The following is an 18,635-nucleotide window of genomic DNA, read 5'->3' as shown; positions in this document are numbered from 1 at the left end:
CCGGTCGCTGCTCCCCCAAGACGTATCATTCGCCATTGGAGATAGTTGATGAGCACACCCTTCAAGCAATTCACCTCGCCCGCCGAGCAGGCCCCAAAGGACTACCAGCAACTGGGTCTGGAACAGGAATTGCCGCAATTCGAGACCGACTGGAACAACAACCTGGCCGGCTGGACAGAGTCGGCCATTATCGGCAACCCCTGGACCGGTCTCAACGATGCACCTCGCTCGGGCTACTACAACCCGCTCGTGGAGGGGTTCGGGGATGATGTCGCACCGATCGAGTGGACGCCCTTCCCCAACCGACTGATCGCCTACCTCACCCAGCCCGGTTCAGCGGCCAACCCGCAGCTCGGCGGCAGCCCTCTGAGCATGCAGCAGGTCATGGCCCTGGCCGACAACGGCGAAATCGAGGTCAACGGCACCACCCTCAGCCTCTACGATCCGCAAGCGAGCGGCACCTTGCTCAATCTGCCGACCATCCGCTGCCCGCAGATCGACTGGAACGGCCCTTACAAACTCTTCAGCCCCTACGGCCCGCGCGGCTGGCTGGACGAGTACTGCGAGTGGTCGATCACCCGCGACGCGGACGGCAAGATGCGCAGTGTGATGTTCACCTGTGAGAACCCGGCCTACTACCTGACCATGTGGCGTATCGATCCGCGGGCGGTGCTGGGTCTGTATCAGACATACATCGATCCGGCTGTGCAGCTCGAAGACCTGTACCTGCGCTACCAGTACGACCAGCCCACCGGCAAGAAAGGCGAGCCGGTCCTGGACCCCACCACCGGGCAGCCAGCCTACGACGTGACCAACAAGTGGAACTCGGGCACTGCCCGGGTACCCGGCCAGTATGGCGGCGCCCTGCACCTGACATCCGCGCCCAACACGCTGAGCGCCGAAATCTACCTCGCCGGAGCCGCGACCATCCAGCGTCCGGATGCCAGCAGCGCCAACCCGCAGGCGCTGATCTGCTGCTCCCAATACGGGCAGAACTTCCGTAACTCGGACCCGACCATCGGCTTCAACGCCAACCAGCTGGCTGGTAGCACACGCATCTCGCTGACCAACCCGGTCGGCCTGTATCTACAGCAGCCGCTGAGCTTCGCCAACTGGAAAGGTCCGCAGGGCCAGGACGTCAGCCAGTACTGGAAAATCACCCGCGGCACCGCCGGCACCGGCCCCAACGGCAAGGACCAGATTCTCCACGCCGTGCTCGAAGTACCGGTCAGCGCCGGCTTCTCGATCAACGACATCACCATCGATGGCCAGCCCATCGAATACGTTGGACAGATAGCCAATCAGATGAAGGTTGCCCTGTCCGCCACCGGGATGGGCAACCTCAGCCCGGCGATCACCCCCTGTGTAGCCGACCGCACCACGGGTATCCAGCCGTATCCGGTGCAACTCGTGCCACTGGAGCTTTTCTACGGTGCCTCGCCCAGTGACCTCCCGGCCTGGCTGGCACCGGGTACGAGCCACAGTTTCGTGCTGGTGGTCCAGGGCGCTGCGGCCAACACCACTGCCGCCAATGCGCGCATCCAGTTCTCCAACCCGGGGGTGACAGCGCAGGTGACCGAGTTCCTGGAAAACGCTACGCCAGTACCGGGCAAGACCACCGACAGCGGCACCCAGGGCTATGTACTGACCATCAGTGTGGCCAAGGATGCCGCGCCAGGCCTGGTACAACTGCGTGCCTTGAATCCTGACGAGTCCGCCAACCCCAGCGCCGCCGAGCACCCTTGGGCCAGCGCCCTCGCGGTCGTGCCGGGCGTGTGATCCACGACGTTCGAGCGTCGACAGATGGCCTGCCCTGCTTCGTCGGGGCAGGCCTCGGCTTTTCCAAGGAGTAGGACATGTCTACGAGCACCTCGTCTGCCCAGGGCCGCAGCAGCCTGTGCGCCATCATCCTGACGGCGCTGGCCGGCGTGCTGTCCATGCCGGACAGCCAGGCCGCAGCCAATCCACAGACGCCCGCCCAGTGCGTCCAGCAATTGGTCTTCGACCCTACTAGCGGCAGCTTCCTGACCAGCGACAACCCCTTTCTGTTGTCGCAGAACACACTCAACTGCTACGCCTGGCAGATGTTCATCGCCATGAACTGGCCGGTGAACCCGGGCTGGCCCGCCAACCCGTCGCTGGCCGGTGAGCCTGATAGGCACAGCCCGGCCGCTCGGTTCGGCGTGCCCGGCACAGCGGGGCAGCCGATGAGCATCGCGCCGCTATGGGCCAGCTACAAGGATGCCAACGACATCTTTCTACCGGGTGCGGCCACGCCCAGCGGCTGGGGTGTACAGGCGCCGGCACCGGTGGGCTGCCAGCCGAAGAGTGCGCTGCGCAACCTGCGCAGCGGCGCGCGCAAGTTCCTCACCGCTACCTCGGAAAGCGCGGTGAGCGCCCGGCACCGCTTCCATGTTTCCTCCAGCACACCGGTGACCACCCCCGACTCCACCCTGGAGGCCACCGGCGGCTGGCTGACCGACCAGGCCGGCAACCTAATCTACTTCGAGCGCAAGGTCGGCAAGGCCGAGTTCGACTATATCGTCGCTAACTCGCTGTACGATGCGGCCGATCAACTGCGCGTGGCCAGCAACCAGGACGGCCAGAGCCCGCAAGGCCTTTCGCTGCCGGCCGGCGCTCACTTTCGCAACCCACCGGCCACCCCGGTCGCGCAAGAGCAGTTGGGCGCTTTCGAGCTCAAGGCTGCCTGGCGCATCCTCACCGGCAAGCCACAGCTGTACTCGCGCTACCTCACCAGCGTGACCTGGCTCCAGCGCCCCGATACCGGCGAATGTTCTCAGGAAGTGGTGGGTCTGGTCGGACTGCACATCATCCACAAGACCGAAAGCCTGCCGGATTTCGTCTGGACCACGTTCGAGCACGTGGACAACGTTCCCGACGGTGGTCCGAATCCGGCGGCCGGCTATACCTTCAACAACCCCAACTGCACCGGCAATGACTGCACCCCAAACCAGGAGCGCATTACCTGCGATGCCTCGGAATGCAAGGACAACTACCCCCGCAGCGAACCGGTACAGGTGACCCGCGAGTACCCGCTGAGCAGCAACATGAACGCCCTCAACAGCGCCGTGCAGCAAGCCATCGCGCAGCAGACCAGCGGTCAGTCGGTGTTTCAGTACTACAAGCTGATCAACGTGTTGTGGGACGGCTCGCCCAACCCACCCGTCCATGAACCTGGCGCCAACGCCAAGCCTCCCCTGGTGTATGGCACCTTCAACAGCGATGCCAGCGTGCCCGTGGCCAACACGACCCTGGAGACCTATATCCAGAACAAATCGTGTGATGCCTGCCACAAGGGCGCAACCATCGCCGGTCCCAGCGGCCTGGCCTCGGATTTTTCGTTCCTGTTCGAGAACGCCGCCTCGGCCAAGAACCCGGCCTTGATCAAGGCGTTGCCCTGAGCGGCACAGATGAGCAAGCGGTAGGGGCGCAGCAGGGGCCTGCCGCGGGTATCGAAGAGGTCGTGAGGCGTTTGCCGGCGAGCAGGGTTCCAGGCAGATACTGCCGCACCCTCGTCGCTCAAACCGCCCCCACCCGGCCATGCAGGCCCGGTCGGGGCGGCTCTGTGGTGTGGATCAGGACGACAGGTAGGAGGAGCGGGTCAGGCCCAGGCGCAGGGCGTCCAGGTACTGAGTGCGTTCACGCGGAGTAATGCGTGCGCTGGCGACCTTGTCGCGGTAGTGGGTCATCAGCTCTTCAGGCGACAGGTGCACGTAGCGCAGCATGTCTTCGATGGTGTCGTGGGTCTCGATACCGGCGTGGTACACGCTGCCGTCCTGGTTCTGGTAGATGTTCACCGAGTCGGTGTCGCCGAACAGGTTGTGCATGTCGCCGAGGATTTCCTGGTAGGCGCCGACCAGGAAGATGCCCAGCAGGTAGTCTTCGCCGTCCTTGAGGGCATGCACGGGCATGCTGGTCTCGATGCTCTGTTCGTCGACGTACTGGTTGATCTTGCCGTCCGAGTCGCAGGTCAGGTCCTGCAGCACCGCGCGGCGTACCGGCTCTTCATCCAGGCGATGCAGCGGGATGATCGGCAGGACCTGGCCGATGGCCCAGGTGTCGGGCAGGCTCTGGAACACCGAGAAGTTGCAGATGTACTTGTCGGCCAGCTTGTCGTTGAGTTCGTCGAGCACCTGGCGGTGCGAGCGCTGGCGCGCCTTCAGCGAGTTGTGCAGGCGGCGGCACAGGGCGAAATAGCACTGCTCGCCCAAGGCCTTCTGGGCCAGGGTGATCTTGCCATCGGCGTACTGCGCGGCGATGTCGCTCATGTAGTGGGTGGCGCGCCAGTAGGTCTCGGTGACCATCTCGATGTCGTTATGGCCGATCAGATCGATCAGCCACTGCACGGTTTCCGGCAGGCTTTCCTTGTCGGCGATCTCCGGCACGTCGTCGTTGTGCCGTTCGACGTCAGTGACCTGCACCACCAGCATGGCGTGGTGGGCGGTCAGCGAGCGGCCGCTCTCGGAGAAGATGTGCGGGTGCGGCAGGCCCTGGGCATCGCAGAACTCCTTGAGCATGCCCACCACCACACCGGCGTAGTCGTCGATGTCGTAGTTGATCGAGCTGGCGTTGCGCGAATGCGTACCGTCGTAGTCCACGCCCAGGCCGCCGCCGACGTCGATGTGGTCCACCGGCAGGCCGAGGCTGCGCAGCTCGCCGTAGTAGCGGATGGCTTCCTTGAAGCCGTGCTGGTAGTCCGCCAGGTTGGCGATCTGCGAGCCCATGTGGAAGTGCACCAGGCGGATGCCCTGGTCCAGGCCGGCCTTGGTGAAACGCTCGACCACCGACAACAGCTGCGCCGCCGAAAGGCCGAACTTGGACTTCTCGCCGCCGGTGTCGGCCCATTTGCTCGACGCCAGCGACGACAGGCGCACGCGCAGGCCGACCTGGGGCGCGACCTTCAGGTCGGCGGCTTCCTCGATGACCAGTTCGACCTCGGACTCCTTCTCGATGACGATGAACACGTTGTGGCCGAGCTTCTGGCCCATCAGCGCCAGGCGGATGAACTCGCGGTCCTTGTAGCCGTTGCAGACGATGGTGCCGCCCTTCGGCGCCAGCGCCAGTACTGCCATCAGCTCCGGCTTGGAGCCGGCTTCCAGGCCGATGGAGACGTCCTGGGTGGCGATGATGTTCTCCACCACCGCTTCCTGCTGGTTGACCTTGATCGGGTACAGCGCGGTGTAGCGGCTCTGGTACTCCAGGCGCGCGATATTGGCGTCGAACGCGCCGGTGAGCTGGCGTACGCGGTCTTGCAGAATGTCCGGGAAGCGCACCAGCAGCGGCAGGCTCAGGCCGCTCTTGCGCAGGTTGTCGACCTGCTCGTAGAGGTCGATGGGCGTGCTGCCTTCACCGTTGGGACGAACCTCGACGCGACCTGCGTCGTTGATCGCGAAATAACCGGCGCCCCAATGGCGGATTCCGTAAACGCTGCGGCTGTCCGCAACGGTCCATTGGCTGCCATCGTCTTTACGTGTGCGTCGTACGGACATCGAAGTCCCCTATAGATAAGTCGGTGACATCGGCACGGGGCCGACTGGGCGCAGTGTAGGGTGCGCAAATTACGATTTGGCGGCCGCCAGGCCCGCGGCCCTGGCGCTTTGAGAATCCGGCTCAGCCGCCGGATTTCTTCGCCTTGAAACCTTTCTTGACCAGCTCGGCCAACAGCAGTTCGACATGATCGCCCTGGATCTCGATCACGCCGTCCTTGAGCGAGCCGCCGGTGCCGCAGCGCTGCTTGAGCGCCTTGGCCAGGTCCTTGAGGGCGTCTTCGGCCAGCGGCACGCCGCTGACGGTGGTCACGGTCTTGCCACCACGGCCCTTGGTTTCACGGCGCACACGCGCAATGCCATCGCCAGCGGGGACGACGGTCTGTTTGCAGGTGCAGGCATCGACGGGCTGGCTGCAATCAGGGCAATGGCGCCCGGCATCGGTGGAATACACCAGGCCGCCAAGGGCTGCGAAGGAAGTGGCTTTCTTGGCCATGGGAAATCCTCTGCTTGAGGACCTGATGATGAGCCGATGCGCTGGGCATCGGCGGCGAAGCCCCACTCGGGCAGGGGCAGCACTAAAGAGGGCGCTTACGGCCCCAGAGGCCGCGCAGTGTAACGGCAAACCACCTGCTTGCTAAGGGTGGGAATGCGCCAATTTACTGAGCTTTTGCGACTTGTTGCAGATAGGTGGCCAGGGCCACCAGGGAGTCCGGGCAGCAGGGCTGTTCACGGGCCAGGCGCTGTACCTCGTCCAGAGCCAGGAAGCGCGCTTCCAGCACCTCTTCGGGCTGCAAGCGCAGCGGGCTGTCCGAAACCGCCGAGAACACCGCGCACCACAGACGGTTGCCACGTTCATCGAAGAGAAAGCGGCCATGCTCGCGCAGGGATACACCGGCAACACCCAGCTCCTCTTCCAGCTCGCGGGCGGCGGACTCGGCGTAACTCTCCTGCGGCCCGACCATGCCGCCAGCGGCAACGTCCCAGTAGCCGGGATAGACGGCCTTGCTCAGGGTACGGCGGTGCACGCACAGCTCGCCGGCGGTGTTGAACAGCAGAATGAACGTACCGCGACCTATCAGCCCGCGCTCGCGCAGCTCGGCACGCGGCACACCGCCAAGCAAGCGATCCTGTTCATCGACCCAGGCCACCCGCTCGGCGTCCGAAGCCGCCCGGTGGGCGGCCTCTTGCGCAGAGATGCCGAGGGAAGAACTCACGACTCAGCCCTGGGACAGCAGCTGGCGCAGGTCGATGACGGCAGCGTTGGCGCGGGAAATGTAGTTGGCCATGACCAGCGAGTGGTTGGCCAGCACGCCGAAGCCGCTGCCGTTGAGGATCATCGGACTCCACACCGCCTCCTGGGAAGCCTCCAGCTCGCGAATGATCTGCCGCACGCTGACCGTGGCGTTCTTCTTGGCCAGCACGTCGGCGAAGTCCACCTCGATGGCACGCAGCAGGTGCGACAGCGCCCACGCCTGGCCACGGGCCTCGTAGAACACGTTGTCGATCTGCATCCATGGGGTCTCGACGATTTCCTCGTCGACCTGCGGCACCTCACCGGGCTTGAGCGCCAGGCTCTCGGTCTTCAGGTTGGCGTTGAGCTTGACCCGCCCGACGCTGGCCGACAGACGCTGGGACAGCGAGCCCAGGCGGGTGCCGACGTCACCCAGCCAGTTGTTGAGGTTGTCGGCGCGGGCATAGAAATACGCGGTCTTCTGGTTCGGATCGCTCAGGCGCGCCTGGTAGCGGCTCAGGGCGTTGATGCCTTCGCGGTACTGCGACTCGCTGGAGGGCATCAGCCAGCTACGGCTGTCGAAGTTGAACAGCGGCTCGGCGCGCGCCAGGTCGCCATCTTCGGCCGATTGCGACTGCGAGCGGGCGAAGTCCTTGCGCAGCGCACGGCTCAGGTCACGCACCTGGACCAGCACGCCGTATTCCCAGCTGGGCATGTTGTCCAGCCACACGCCGGGTGGCATGCGGTCGTTGGACAGGTAGCCGCCCGGCTTGTCGAGCAGCGTGGCGGTCACCGACTTGAGGGTTTCCACGGTGGTGTAGCCGATCACCATCTGCTTGCCTTCGCGCTCGGCGGCCGCCTGGGCATTCTGCTGCACCGGGAACAGGGCTGGCTCCTTGCTCCAGTACCAGCCGATCAGCAGGGTGATCAGCAGGTAGACCAGTACCAGCAGGCCCAGCGCACGGCTGAAGAAAATGCTGCCCAGGTAGCCGCGGCGCTTGACCGTTGCAGTGTCGGCGGGCCGTTCTTGTGCGCTGCCTGCCCGGTTCTTCCAATCCAGCATGTCAGGTGTCCTTTCGGTCTTGATAAACAGTGCTCAGGGAGTGTGACCGCAACCTTACCCCAAGGTGCATCCCACGATCACCGGTTGACGGCTTTTTCTGTGTGTCTGTCGCTGACCGGCGACTGGGCGTCGCTATCGGCGAACGGGGCTGCCTGCGTTGCAGCGTAATCATTGCGTGTGCTGCAGCGCTTCGAGAAAGCGGTCCAGCACCAGGTTCTGCCGACGCCCCTTGCGGGTGGCGACGGCCAGGCGCGTGTCGAACGACAGGCGGTGCGGGCTCATGGGTGCCATCAGGCCCTTTTCCACCCAGGCGGCGGCGTAGTGGTCGGGCAGAAAGCCGATGTAGCTACCGGTCAGGATCAGGAACGCGATGCCTTCACGGTCGCTGGCCGAAGCTACGCAGTTGAGCAACTGGTAGAGGCCGATGGCTTCCACCGGCATGCGGTAGCTGGGCACCACGGCGTCGGCGCTGAGCAGCTCTTCGTCGGTCACCTGAGCCGCCCGTGCGAACAACGGGTGTTCATGGCTGCAGTAAAGGTTGGAGCGCTCCTCGTACAACTGGGTGTAGTCCAGGCCCGACAGCGGCGAGATCAGCGGAATGGCACCGACATGCAGACGCCCGTCGAGCAGGCCACGCTCGATCTCCCCAGGGGTGCTCATGCTCAGGTTGATACGCACTCCGGCACCGGCTCCGCGTACGGCCTTCAGCGCGCGGGTGATGCGCATCTTCGGTTGCGTCACCAGGTTGTTGACGATGCCAATGTTCAGGTCACCACGCAGTTGCCGGTGCAGCAGGTTGACCTCGCTGCGAAACCCTTCGATGGCCGCCAGCAGCGTTTCACTGGCACGCAGCACCTCGCTGCCTTCGTCGGTCAAGGCGAAGCCGGCGCGCCCGCGCTGGCAAAGGCGCATACCCAGACGTTTCTCCAGGTCGCTCATGTGCAGGCTGATGGCCGAGCGACTGATGCCCAGTGCGCCCTCGGCAGCGGAAAAACTGCCGCATTCGACTACCGTTTTGAAGAGCCGTAGCAAACGCAGGTCGAAATCACTGACCTGGCTGAAAGGAGGCTGGCGCGACATGGGTGAGTTTTCCAATAACTGAACGTGAGAAAAAATGGATTTAACCCACCCATCGCCCAAGCACAAGCTCTGCCCATCCCCAACAACAGGATTCGCCCCGCCATGAACCAGATCCTGCAGCAAACCCCGCCGTTGGCCAGCCCGCTCAAGCTGGACTCGCACTGGATGCCGTTCTCCGCCAACCGCAACTTCAAGCGCGACCCGCGACTGATTGTCAGCGCTGAAGGCAGTTGGCTGACCGACGACCAGGGGCGCAGGATCTATGACAGCCTGTCGGGCCTGTGGACCTGTGGTGCCGGGCACTCGCGCAAGGAAATCCAGGAGGCGGTAGCCAAACAGCTGGGCACCCTGGACTATTCGCCGGGCTTTCAGTACGGCCATCCGCTGTCGTTCCGCCTGGCCGAGAAAATGATCGAGCACACCCCAGCTGGCCTGGACCATGTGTTTTTCACCGGCTCCGGCTCGGAAAGCGCCGACACCTCGGTGAAAATGGCCCGCGCCTACTGGCGCCTGAAAGGCCAGCCGCAAAAGACCAAGCTGATCGGCCGCGCCCGTGGCTATCACGGCGTCAACGTCGCCGGCACTTCGCTGGGCGGCATCGGCGGCAACCGCAAGATGTTCGGCCAACTGATGGACGTCGACCACCTGCCGCACACCCTGCAACCGGACCTGGCGTTCACTCCAGGCGCGGCCGCCACTGGCGGCGTGCCCCTGGCCAATGAGCTGCTCAAGCTGATCGAACTGCACGACGCCTCGAACATCGCTGCGGTGATCGTCGAGCCGATGTCCGGTTCGGCGGGTGTCATCGTGCCGCCTGTGGGCTACCTCAAGCGCCTGCGGGAAATCTGCGACCAGCACAACATCCTGCTGATCTTCGACGAGGTCATCACCGCGTTCGGCCGCATGGGCAAGTGGACTGGTGCCGAGTACTTCGGCGTGACCCCGGACATCATGAACGTCGCCAAGCAGATCACCAATGGCGCCATCCCTATGGGCGCGGTGATCGCCAGCCGCGAGATCTACGACACCTTCATGAGCCAGTCGCTGCCCGAGCACGCGGTCGAGTTCGCCCACGGCTACACCTACTCGGCCCACCCGGTGGCCTGCGCAGCCGGTCTCGCTTCGCTGGAACTGCTGGAAAAGGAAAACCTCATTCAGCAGGCCGCCGAGCTGGCGCCCTACTTCGAGAAGGCCATCCATGGCCTGAGAGGCGCGCAACACGTGGTCGACATCCGCAATTGCGGGCTGGCCGGCGCCCTGCAGCTGGCACCGCGTGACGGCGACCCGGTGGTGCGGCCGTTCGAGGCCGGCATGGCCTTGTGGAAAGCCGGCTTCTATGTGCGCTTCGGCGGCGACACTCTGCAGTTTGGCCCGACCTTCAACGCCAGGCCGCAAGACCTCGACCGCGTCTTCGACGCCGTCGGCCAGGCCCTGCAAGGCGTCAGCTGATGAGCCTGCGCCCCAAGGCGATCGCCACGGTCCAGGTCGACACCGACGAGGTGGTGGTCACCGAGTGGCGCTTCGCGCCCGGCGCGGAAACCGGCCGGCACTGCCACGACCATGACTACGTGGTGGTGCCGATGACCGACGGCACGCTGCTGCTGGAAACCCCGCAGGGCGACCGCTTCGCCCCGCTGGTCGCCGGGCAGTCCTACTTTCGCAAGGCCGGCGTCGATCACAACGTGGTCAATGCCAGTGATCACCCGGTGATCTTTGTCGAAACCGAACTCAAACGGCCGCAGCCCTGAAGGCGCGGCCCGAACAACACGCATTACGGGAACCTAACGCATGAGCACCATCGCGCACCTGATCAACGGTGAACACGTCGTCGCGCAAGGCCGCACCACCGACGTCTTCAACCCGTCCACCGGCGAGGCTATCCACAGCCTCGGCCTGGCCAGCCGTGCCACCGTGCAGCAGGCCATCGACGCGGCCAAGGCCGCTTACCCGGCCTGGCGCAATACCCCACCGGCCAAGCGCGCGCAGGTCATGTTCCGCTTCAAGCAACTGCTGGAAGCCAATGAAGCGCGCATCGCCCAGCTGATCAGCGAAGAGCACGGCAAGACCCTGGAAGACGCCGTCGGCGAACTCAAGCGCGGCATCGAGAACGTCGAGTTCGCCACTGCCGCCCCGCAGATTCTCAAGGGCGAGTACAGCCGCAACGTCGGCCCGAACATCGATGCCTGGAGCGACCTGCAGCCGATCGGCGTGGTCGCCGGCATCACCCCGTTCAACTTCCCGGCCATGGTGCCGCTGTGGATGTACCCGCTGGCCATCGTTTGTGGCAACTGCTTCATTCTCAAGCCTTCCGAGCGCGACCCCAGCTCGACCCTGTTGATCGCCGAGCTGCTGCACGAAGCGGGCCTGCCCAAAGGCGTGCTCAACGTGGTACACGGCGACAAGGAAGCCGTGGACGCGCTGATCGAAGCGCCGGAAGTCCGTGCCTTGAGCTTCGTCGGCTCGACCCCGATTGCCGAATACATCTATGCCGAAGGCACCAAGCGCGGCAAGCGCGTGCAGGCCCTGGGCGGCGCCAAGAACCATGCGGTGCTGATGCCTGATGCCGAGCTGGACAACGCGGTCAGCGCTCTGATGGGTGCGGCCTACGGCTCGTGCGGCGAGCGCTGCATGGCCATTTCGGTGGCCGTGTGCGTGGGCGACGCGATCGCCGACGCCCTGGTGCAGAAGATCGTGCCGCAGATCAAGGCCCTGAAAATCGGCGCCGGCACCTGCAGCGGCCTGGACATGGGCCCGTTGGTGACAGCCGCGGCGCGTGACAAGGTGGTCGGTTACATCGACGACGGCCTGGCCAACGGCGCCGAGCTGGTGGTCGACGGCCGTGGCTACCAGGTGGCCGGCAACGAGAACGGCTTCTTCGTCGGCGGCACCCTGTTCGACCGCGTGACCCCGGAAATGCGCATCTACAAGGAAGAGATCTTCGGCCCGGTGCTGTGCGTGGTACGCGTCAACAGCCTGGAAGAGGCCATCGCCCTGATCAATGCCCATGAATACGGCAACGGCACCTGCATCTTCACCCGTGACGGTGAGTCGGCGCGGCTGTTCTGCGACGAGATCGAAGTGGGCATGGTCGGCGTCAACGTGCCACTGCCCGTCCCGGTGAGCTATCACAGCTTCGGCGGCTGGAAGCGTTCGCTGTTCGGCGACCTGCACGCCTACGGCCCGGATGGCGTGCGTTTCTACACCCGCAAGAAAGCCATCACCCAGCGCTGGCCGCAGCGTACCAGCCATGAAGCAGCGCAGTTCGCCTTCCCCAGCAACGGCTGAAACCCCGCGTAAAGCCGTCGCCTAACCTGTTCAACCCCGATTGGCCGCCCTACTACCGGGCGGCTTTTTTTGCGCGATGAACGGCAGTAGCGGCTAAGCCATTGATTCCAATGAAAATGGTCGAAAACATTGCGAACTGCCGAAAAACGGACAGCATTTTTTTGACAATTTGTTGACTTGCAGCGCGCCACAGCCGCCAGCACGGTGATAGCATGCGGCCATCAACGTTCCTCAGCCGCCCAGCAGACGCCAGCCTATGACCGAAGCACTTGACCCCAGTCGCGAGCGTCTCAAGCACCATTTCGCCCAACGGGTCATTCACCAGGCGCGGCAGATCCTGGAGATCTGGCAACGCCTGCATCGTCGCGAATGGACCGCCGAGGACCAGGCCGAACTGCGTGAGGCCAGTCTGGGCCTGTTACGCTTCGCGGAACGTTTCGAGCAGCGCGAGCACATCCGCCTCGCTCAGCAACTCAACGAGCTTCTCGACGCCATGCAGGCCAACCGGGGGCGGCTCAACAGCGAGTTGATCAACCAGCTCAGCCACCTGATGCAAGCCTTGTCGCAGACAGGCCTGCGTCAGGGCGACCAACTGGAGCGCACGGTGCTGCCGCCGCTGCGCAAACCGGTGTACATCGCGCTGCAGGATCAGGAAGCCGGCGAGCAGCTGGCTCGTCAGCTGGAGTTCTTCGGCTGGTCGGCCCTGGCATTGGAAAGCATCGCTTGCGTAGGCGCGGCACTGCAGCAATGCCTGCCGGCGGCGATGGTCATGGACGTGGACTTCGCCGGCCGCGGCGAAGGCCTGAACCTGGCGGCACGCATTCAGCAAGGGCTGGAAAATACCCTGCCGCTGCTGTTCTTCAGCGAGACCGACGCCGACACCCCGACCCGCCTGGCCGCCGTGCGCTCGGGGGGCCAGGACTTTCTCTGCGGCACGCTCGATGCGTCGGTGCTGCTGGAAAAGATCGAACTGCTTGGCCGTGCCGATCGCTACGACCCGATCAAGGTGCTGATCGTCGACGACTCACGGGCCCAGGCCGCCTTTACCCAGCGGGTGCTCAACAATGCCGGAATCGTCACGCGCATCCTGCTCGACCCGATCCAGGCCATGACCGAGCTGTCGCACTTCCAGCCCGATCTGATCATCCTCGACATGTACATGCCCGGTTGCACCGGTCCCGAACTGGCCAAGGTGATTCGCCACAACGACCGCTATGTCAGCGTGCCCATCATCTACCTGTCTGCCGAAGACGACCTGGACAAGCAGCTCGACGCCATGAGCGAAGGCGGTGACGACTTCCTGACCAAGCCCATCCAGCCCCGGCACCTGGTCAGCACGGTGCGCAACCGTGCCGCCCGCGCCCGCCGCCTGAAGGCGCGCATGGTGCGCGACAGCCTTACCGGCCTGTACAACCACACGCACATCCTGCAGCTGCTCGACGACAGCTGCTTCCAAGCGCGGCGCGACAACCGGCCGCTGTGCTTCGCCATGCTCGACATCGATCACTTCAAGCGGGTCAACGACACCCATGGCCACCCCATGGGCGACCGGGTGATCAAGAGCCTGTCGCTGTTTCTGAAGCAACGCTTGCGCAAGAGCGATCTGATCGGCCGCTACGGCGGCGAAGAGTTCGCCATCGTCATGCCCGATACCGAGCTGGTCAATGCCCACAAGGTGCTCGAAGAGATTCGCCAGCGCTTCTCGGAAATCCGCTATCCGGCCGACCCGGTGAGCCTGGCCTGTACGTTCAGCGCCGGCCTGGTGACCCTCGGGACGCAGGACGACAGCCAGACCCTCGCCGCCCAGGCAGACGGGGCGCTGTATCGGGCCAAGAAGGCCGGGCGCAACCAGGTGCAGTCGGCGCTCAACGCCGCGCCCTATCATGTCGAACTGCCGGTGGTCGACGCCTGAGCGCGGATGACAGTTCGGCGTCGTCGCACCGGGCAGCGCAGCCAACATTTGCTCTTACACATCTGCATCCAGCAGGCATCGGCACACTTGGTTATCATGCGCCGATCTTCCGCGACCCGAGGTTGCCATGCGCCGCCTGCTTCTGATGATGCTGTTGCTCATCGCCCTGCCCGTCCATGCCTCCAGCCTGCTGGACAGCCGGCCTTCCGCCACCCTGGGCGGTTCGACGCTGGATAACAGCAAGCAATTTCTTCCTGTGCGCCAGGCCTTCCAGCTCAGCCTGGTCGAAACCACCGAGCAGAGCATCAAGCTGCGCCTGGTGGCCGCCGACGGCTACTACCTGTACCGCCATCGCTTCCAGTTCCGCACCGAGCCTGCCGACATTGGTCTGGGTGAGGCGCGCCTGCCGGACGGCGAGCAGAAGCACGATGAATACTTCGGTGATGTCGAGGTCTACCACGGCATTCTCGACATCGAACTGCCACGCAAGCCCGAAGAGCGGCGCGGCTTCACCCTCGCGGTCACCTACCAGGGCTGTGCCGACCACGGGTTGTGCTACCCGCCGGAAACCGAGCGCCTGAACATCGACGGCGACACCGCCGGCGGCGCCCTCAGCGCCGCAGCCACACACCCCGCAACGGCCTCCTGGAGCTGGAAGGAACTGGCGCTGTTCCTGCTGGCCGGTATCGGCCTGACCTTCACCCCCTGCGTACTGCCCATGCTGCCGATCCTGTCCGGCGTGGTGATGCGTGGCCAGGTCGGTGGTCTGCGTGGCCTGAGCCTGTCGCTGGCCTACGTACTGCCAATGGCCGCCTGCTTCGCGGTGCTGGGCGCACTGATGGGCGTATTCGGCGCTAGCCTGAACTTGCAGGCACGCCTGCAATCGGCCTGGGTGCTGGTGCCTTTCGCACTGTTTTTCGTGGTCTTCGCGCTGGCGATGTTCGGCGCCTTCGAACTGCGCCTGCCGCAGGCCCTGAGTTCGCGCCTCGACCGCCTGGCCGGCAAGACCCAGGGCGGTTCGTTGTGGGGCGCAGCGGTCCTCGGCGTGCTGTCCAGCCTGCTGGTTTCACCCTGCGTGTCGGCCCCGCTGGCCGGCGCGCTGCTGTACATCAGCGCCACCGGCGACGCCCTGGGTGGCGCGCTCAAGCTGTTCGCCCTGGGCCTGGGCATGGGCCTGCCGCTGATCCTGGTTGGCACCGGCGGCGCGGCCTGGCTGCCCAAGAGCGGCGCCTGGCTGGTCACCGTGAAGAACGCCATCGGCGTACTGCTGCTGGGCCTGGCCATCGGCCTGCTCAGTCGCGTCCTGCCCGGCGCGCTGACCTTGCTGCTGATCGGCCTGCTGGCCGCCGGGGTGGCGCTGTTCCTCGGCACACTGAATTTCAGCGAAAAAACCACCCGGCAAACCCTCGCGCAACTACTCGGCCTGTTTCTACTGGTCTACGCTCTGGCATGCTGGTACGGCGCCCTCAAGGGTGAAACCGATCCCCTGCGCCCGCTAGGCCGTCCCCAGGTCGTGGCGGTAGCGTCGCCAAGTGCGCAGCCGGCCAGCCAGTGGCAGACCCTGCGCACCGCTGCAGAACTGGACCAAGCGCTGGCACGGGCCCGTGACGCAGGCCGGGGGCTGGTGCTGGACTGGTACGCCGACTGGTGCATCAGCTGCAAAGTCATCGAGCACGAAGTACTCCCCGATCCTGCCGTGCAGGCCCGCCTGTCGGGTCTGGAGCGAATTCGCATGGATGTGACCGAAAGCAATGCGGAGCAACGCGCCCTGCTTGATCGCTACAAACTTTTCGGCCCTCCCGCATTGCTATTTTTCAGCAAAAGCGGCGAAGAGCTGGAAAACGTCCGGGTTGTCGGCGAAATCGACGCTCAGGGCCTGATCGAGCGCCTGAAAGGGGCAAATGACCAGATTTAACGTCCGGGTCACAAACTTTTCGCGAATATCGCTTATCGTGTTGGCTACTGTTGTTAACTGGACAGTTAAAGCCCCTTGCGGCATAGTCGCGGGCACCAAACGTTCGTGAACAACAAAAAGGAACTGACGATGGCGACCTTGCTGGTCCTGCACGGCCCGAATCTGAACCTGCTGGGCACCCGTGAACCCGGCGTGTACGGCACCACGACCCTGGCCCAGATCAACCAGGATCTCGAGCAGCGGGCCCGTGACGCCGGCCATCATCTGATGTACCTGCAGAGCAACGCCGAGTACGAGCTGATCGACCGCATCCATGCCGCGCGCGGCGAAGGCGTGGATTTCATCATCATCAATCCGGCGGCGTTCACGCACACAAGTGTGGCAATACGTGACGCGATCATGGGAGTGAGCATCCCATTCATCGAAGTGCATCTGTCGAACGTACATAAACGCGAACCTTTCCGTCATCACTCCTACTTCTCCGACGTTGCGGTAGGAGTGATCTGCGGCCTCGGCGCCAGCGGTTACCGCATGGCCCTCGAAGCCGCCCTGGAACATTTGGCCAAGAACGCCAAGCCTTGACCGGCACGAGCGTGACCACGCCGCGTCAGGCAACGCAGACCGTCACGACGGTTTGCGCGACATTGCTGGCAAGCAGCCCGCCGTCGAACAGCCTGGCATGACCTGGACGCCTGCCGAACCGCACATTGAAAACCCTTTGGGAGTTGATGATTAATGGATATCCGTAAAGTCAAGAAACTGATCGAGCTGCTGGAAGAGTCCGGTATCGACGAACTGGAAATCCGTGAAGGCGAAGAGTCCGTACGAATCAGCCGTCACAGCAAGACTCCGGCCCAGACCTACTACGCTCCAGCCCCTGCCGCCGCACCGGTTGCCGCGCCAGCGCCTGCTGCTGCCGCTCCAGCCGCCGACGCCGCACCGGCCGCCCCGAAACTCAACGGCACCGTGGTCGCTTCGCCAATGGTCGGCACCTTCTACCGCACGCCGTCGCCAACTTCCCCGGCGTTCGTCGAAGTCGGCCAGACCGTCAAGAAGGGCGACACCCTGTGCATCGTCGAAGCCATGAAGATGATGAACCACATCCAGGCCGAAACCAGCGGCACCATCGAGTCCATCCTGGTAGAGAACGGTCAGCCGGTTGAGTTCGACCAGCCGCTGTTCACCATCGTTTGAACCAGGGAGACCCTGCGATGCTGGAAAAAGTCCTGATCGCCAACCGCGGCGAAATCGCCTTGCGCATTCTGCGCGCCTGCAAGGAACTGGGCATCAAGACCGTCGCCGTGCACTCCACGGCCGACCGCGAGCTGATGCACCTGGGCCTGGCGGATGAAACCGTCTGTATCGGCCCGGCCATCGCTACCCAGTCGTACCTGAACATCCCGGCGATCATCTCGGCCGCCGAGCTGACTGGCGCCACCGCCATCCACCCTGGCTACGGCTTCCTGGCGGAAAACGCCGACTTCGCCGAGCAGGTCGAGAAATCCGGTTTCGCCTTCATCGGCCCGTCCGCCGACGTGATCCGCCTGATGGGCGACAAGGTCTCGGCCAAGGACGCGATGATCCGCGCCGGCGTTCCGACCGTACCGGGTTCCGACGGCCCGCTGCCTGAAGACGAAGAGACTGCACTGGCAATCGCCCGTGAAGTCGGCTACCCGGTCATCATCAAGGCCGCTGGCGGCGGTGGTGGTCGCGGCATGCGCGTGGTGCACAAGGAAGAAGACCTGATCTCTTCGGCCAAACTGACCCGCACCGAAGCCGGCGCGGCATTCGGCAACCCGATGGTCTACCTGGAGAAGTTCCTGACCAACCCACGCCACGTGGAAGTGCAGGTGCTCTCCGACGGCCAGGGCCACGCCATCCATCTGGGTGACCGCGACTGCTCGCTGCAGCGCCGCCACCAGAAGGTCCTGGAAGAAGCCCCGGCACCGGGCATCGACGAGAAGGCCCGCCAGGAAGTCTTCGACCGCTGCGTACGCGCTTGCATCGAGATCGGCTACCGCGGCGCCGGCACCTTCGAGTTCCTGTACGAGAACGGCCGCTTCTACTTCATCGAGATGAACACTCGCGTGCAGGTAGAGCACCCGGTTTCGGAAATGGTCACCGGTATCGACATCGTCAAGGAGATGCTCAGCATCGCCGCCGGCAACAAGCTGTCGTACACCCAGGACGACGTGAAGATCCACGGCCACGCACTGGAGTGCCGGATCAACGCCGAGGATCCCAAGTCGTTCATTCCAAGCCCTGGCCTGGTCAAGCACTTCCACGCGCCAGGCGGCAACGGTGTCCGCGTCGATTCGCACCTGTACAGCGGCTACAAGGTCCCTGCCAACTACGACTCGCTGATCGGCAAGCTGATCACCTGGGGCGCCACCCGTGACGAGGCCATGGCCCGCATGCGCAACGCGCTGGACGAGATCGTGGTAGACGGCATCAAGACCAACATCCCGCTGCACCGCGAGCTGACCCGTGATGAAGGCTTCTGCAAAGGCGGAGTCAACATTCACTACCTGGAGCACAAGCTGGCCAGCGAGAAGTAATTCTCCCTGCCTTGCATGCACCCCACACAAGCCCCGCCTCGCCGGGGCTTGTGTGTTTTCCGCTCCTGGCCGGCGAACGGC

Annotated in this window: 15 protein-coding genes; 10 read left to right on the top strand and 5 right to left on the bottom strand. The window is 64.3% G+C overall.

Going from position 1 to position 18,635, the window contains the following annotated elements; genetic code table 11:
• Positions 1-48: 48 nt before the first annotated feature.
• Both RRX38_RS19225 and RRX38_RS19220 read left to right on the top strand, forming a co-directional pair.
• Entirely contained in the window at positions 49-1,779 is a 1,731-nt protein-coding gene (locus RRX38_RS19225; protein WP_315960291.1) for a hypothetical protein, read from the top strand.
• Between the two features lie 77 nt (positions 1,780-1,856).
• On the top strand, positions 1,857-3,422 hold the full coding sequence (locus tag RRX38_RS19220; RefSeq protein ID WP_315960290.1) for a hypothetical protein: 1,566 nt from the start codon (positions 1,857-1,859) through the stop codon (positions 3,420-3,422).
• Between the two features lie 174 nt (positions 3,423-3,596).
• Here RRX38_RS19220 and speA read toward each other — a convergent pair whose 3' ends face one another.
• The 5 genes from speA to RRX38_RS19195 all read right to left on the bottom strand — a co-directional run bounded on the left by speA (position 3,597) and on the right by RRX38_RS19195 (position 8,884).
• On the bottom strand, positions 3,597-5,510 hold the full coding sequence (gene speA, locus RRX38_RS19215) for an arginine decarboxylase (RefSeq protein ID WP_295476585.1): 1,914 nt from the start codon (positions 5,508-5,510) through the stop codon (positions 3,597-3,599).
• Between the two features lie 121 nt (positions 5,511-5,631).
• On the bottom strand, positions 5,632-6,003 hold the full coding sequence (locus RRX38_RS19210) for a translation initiation factor Sui1 (protein ID WP_315960289.1): 372 nt from the start codon (positions 6,001-6,003) through the stop codon (positions 5,632-5,634).
• 163 nt (positions 6,004-6,166) lie between these two features.
• Entirely contained in the window at positions 6,167-6,724 is a 558-nt protein-coding gene (locus RRX38_RS19205; RefSeq protein WP_315960288.1) for an NUDIX hydrolase, read from the bottom strand.
• A gap of 3 nt (positions 6,725-6,727) precedes the next feature.
• A complete protein-coding gene (locus tag RRX38_RS19200; protein ID WP_295476588.1) occupies positions 6,728-7,804 on the bottom strand; it encodes a DUF2333 family protein in 1,077 nt (358 codons plus the stop codon).
• A gap of 168 nt (positions 7,805-7,972) precedes the next feature.
• On the bottom strand, positions 7,973-8,884 hold the full coding sequence (locus tag RRX38_RS19195; protein ID WP_295476589.1) for a LysR family transcriptional regulator: 912 nt from the start codon (positions 8,882-8,884) through the stop codon (positions 7,973-7,975).
• A 102-nt stretch (positions 8,885-8,986) separates the two neighbouring features.
• On the opposite strand from RRX38_RS19195, the gene RRX38_RS19190 reads away from it, so the two are divergent.
• From RRX38_RS19190 to accC, 8 genes are all read left to right on the top strand, one after another.
• Entirely contained in the window at positions 8,987-10,333 is a 1,347-nt protein-coding gene (locus RRX38_RS19190; protein ID WP_315960287.1) for an aspartate aminotransferase family protein, read from the top strand.
• Entirely contained in the window at positions 10,333-10,632 is a 300-nt protein-coding gene (locus RRX38_RS19185) for a cupin domain-containing protein (protein ID WP_315960286.1), read from the top strand. Before RRX38_RS19190 ends, RRX38_RS19185 begins: the two co-directional genes overlap by 1 nt.
• A 40-nt stretch (positions 10,633-10,672) precedes the next feature.
• Complete coding sequence (locus tag RRX38_RS19180) at positions 10,673-12,169, top strand: CoA-acylating methylmalonate-semialdehyde dehydrogenase (protein WP_295476592.1); 1,497 nt, start codon at positions 10,673-10,675, stop codon at positions 12,167-12,169.
• Between the two features lie 256 nt (positions 12,170-12,425).
• Complete coding sequence (locus tag RRX38_RS19175) at positions 12,426-14,081, top strand: diguanylate cyclase (protein ID WP_315960285.1); 1,656 nt, start codon at positions 12,426-12,428, stop codon at positions 14,079-14,081.
• Between the two features lie 127 nt (positions 14,082-14,208).
• Positions 14,209-15,996: a protein-disulfide reductase DsbD gene (locus RRX38_RS19170; RefSeq protein WP_315960284.1), complete on the top strand. Its 1,788-nt coding sequence runs from the start codon at positions 14,209-14,211 to the stop codon at positions 15,994-15,996.
• Between the two features lie 129 nt (positions 15,997-16,125).
• The gene (gene aroQ / locus RRX38_RS19165) at positions 16,126-16,578 is read left to right on the top strand and encodes a type II 3-dehydroquinate dehydratase (RefSeq protein ID WP_295476595.1); all 453 of its coding nucleotides are present in this window, start codon (positions 16,126-16,128) and stop codon (positions 16,576-16,578) included.
• A 153-nt stretch (positions 16,579-16,731) separates the two neighbouring features.
• Positions 16,732-17,190 (top strand): acetyl-CoA carboxylase biotin carboxyl carrier protein, encoded by a 459-nt coding sequence (accB, locus tag RRX38_RS19160; protein WP_295476596.1) that lies wholly within the window; start codon positions 16,732-16,734, stop codon positions 17,188-17,190.
• Between the two features lie 17 nt (positions 17,191-17,207).
• Positions 17,208-18,554 (top strand): acetyl-CoA carboxylase biotin carboxylase subunit, encoded by a 1,347-nt coding sequence (gene accC / locus RRX38_RS19155; protein ID WP_295476597.1) that lies wholly within the window; start codon positions 17,208-17,210, stop codon positions 18,552-18,554.
• Positions 18,555-18,635 lie beyond the last annotated feature (81 nt).

The sequence above is a fragment of the Pseudomonas sp. DTU_2021_1001937_2_SI_NGA_ILE_001 genome, from assembly GCF_032463525.1.
GTDB lineage: Bacteria > Pseudomonadota > Gammaproteobacteria > Pseudomonadales > Pseudomonadaceae > Aquipseudomonas.
Note: the sequence above shows the minus strand (reverse complement) of the source record. Positions and strands in the feature narration are given on the sequence as shown.

Bases quoted from the DNA above. Each gene is read 5' to 3' on its own strand.
- RRX38_RS19225 (WP_315960291.1), top strand. From the start codon at position 49: ATGAGCACACCCTTCAAGCAATTCACCTCGCCCGCCGAGCAGGCCCCA.
- RRX38_RS19220 (WP_315960290.1), top strand. From the start codon at position 1,857: ATGTCTACGAGCACCTCGTCTGCCCAGGGCCGCAGCAGCCTGTGCGCC.
- speA (WP_295476585.1), bottom strand. From the start codon at position 5,510: ATGTCCGTACGACGCACACGTAAAGACGATGGCAGCCAATGGACCGTT.
- RRX38_RS19210 (WP_315960289.1), bottom strand. From the start codon at position 6,003: ATGGCCAAGAAAGCCACTTCCTTCGCAGCCCTTGGCGGCCTGGTGTAT.
- RRX38_RS19200 (WP_295476588.1), bottom strand. From the start codon at position 7,804: ATGCTGGATTGGAAGAACCGGGCAGGCAGCGCACAAGAACGGCCCGCC.
- RRX38_RS19195 (WP_295476589.1), bottom strand. From the start codon at position 8,884: ATGTCGCGCCAGCCTCCTTTCAGCCAGGTCAGTGATTTCGACCTGCGT.
- RRX38_RS19190 (WP_315960287.1), top strand. From the start codon at position 8,987: ATGAACCAGATCCTGCAGCAAACCCCGCCGTTGGCCAGCCCGCTCAAG.
- RRX38_RS19185 (WP_315960286.1), top strand. From the start codon at position 10,333: ATGAGCCTGCGCCCCAAGGCGATCGCCACGGTCCAGGTCGACACCGAC.
- RRX38_RS19180 (WP_295476592.1), top strand. From the start codon at position 10,673: ATGAGCACCATCGCGCACCTGATCAACGGTGAACACGTCGTCGCGCAA.
- RRX38_RS19175 (WP_315960285.1), top strand. From the start codon at position 12,426: ATGACCGAAGCACTTGACCCCAGTCGCGAGCGTCTCAAGCACCATTTC.
- RRX38_RS19170 (WP_315960284.1), top strand. From the start codon at position 14,209: ATGCGCCGCCTGCTTCTGATGATGCTGTTGCTCATCGCCCTGCCCGTC.
- aroQ (WP_295476595.1), top strand. From the start codon at position 16,126: ATGGCGACCTTGCTGGTCCTGCACGGCCCGAATCTGAACCTGCTGGGC.
- accB (WP_295476596.1), top strand. From the start codon at position 16,732: ATGGATATCCGTAAAGTCAAGAAACTGATCGAGCTGCTGGAAGAGTCC.
- accC (WP_295476597.1), top strand. From the start codon at position 17,208: ATGCTGGAAAAAGTCCTGATCGCCAACCGCGGCGAAATCGCCTTGCGC.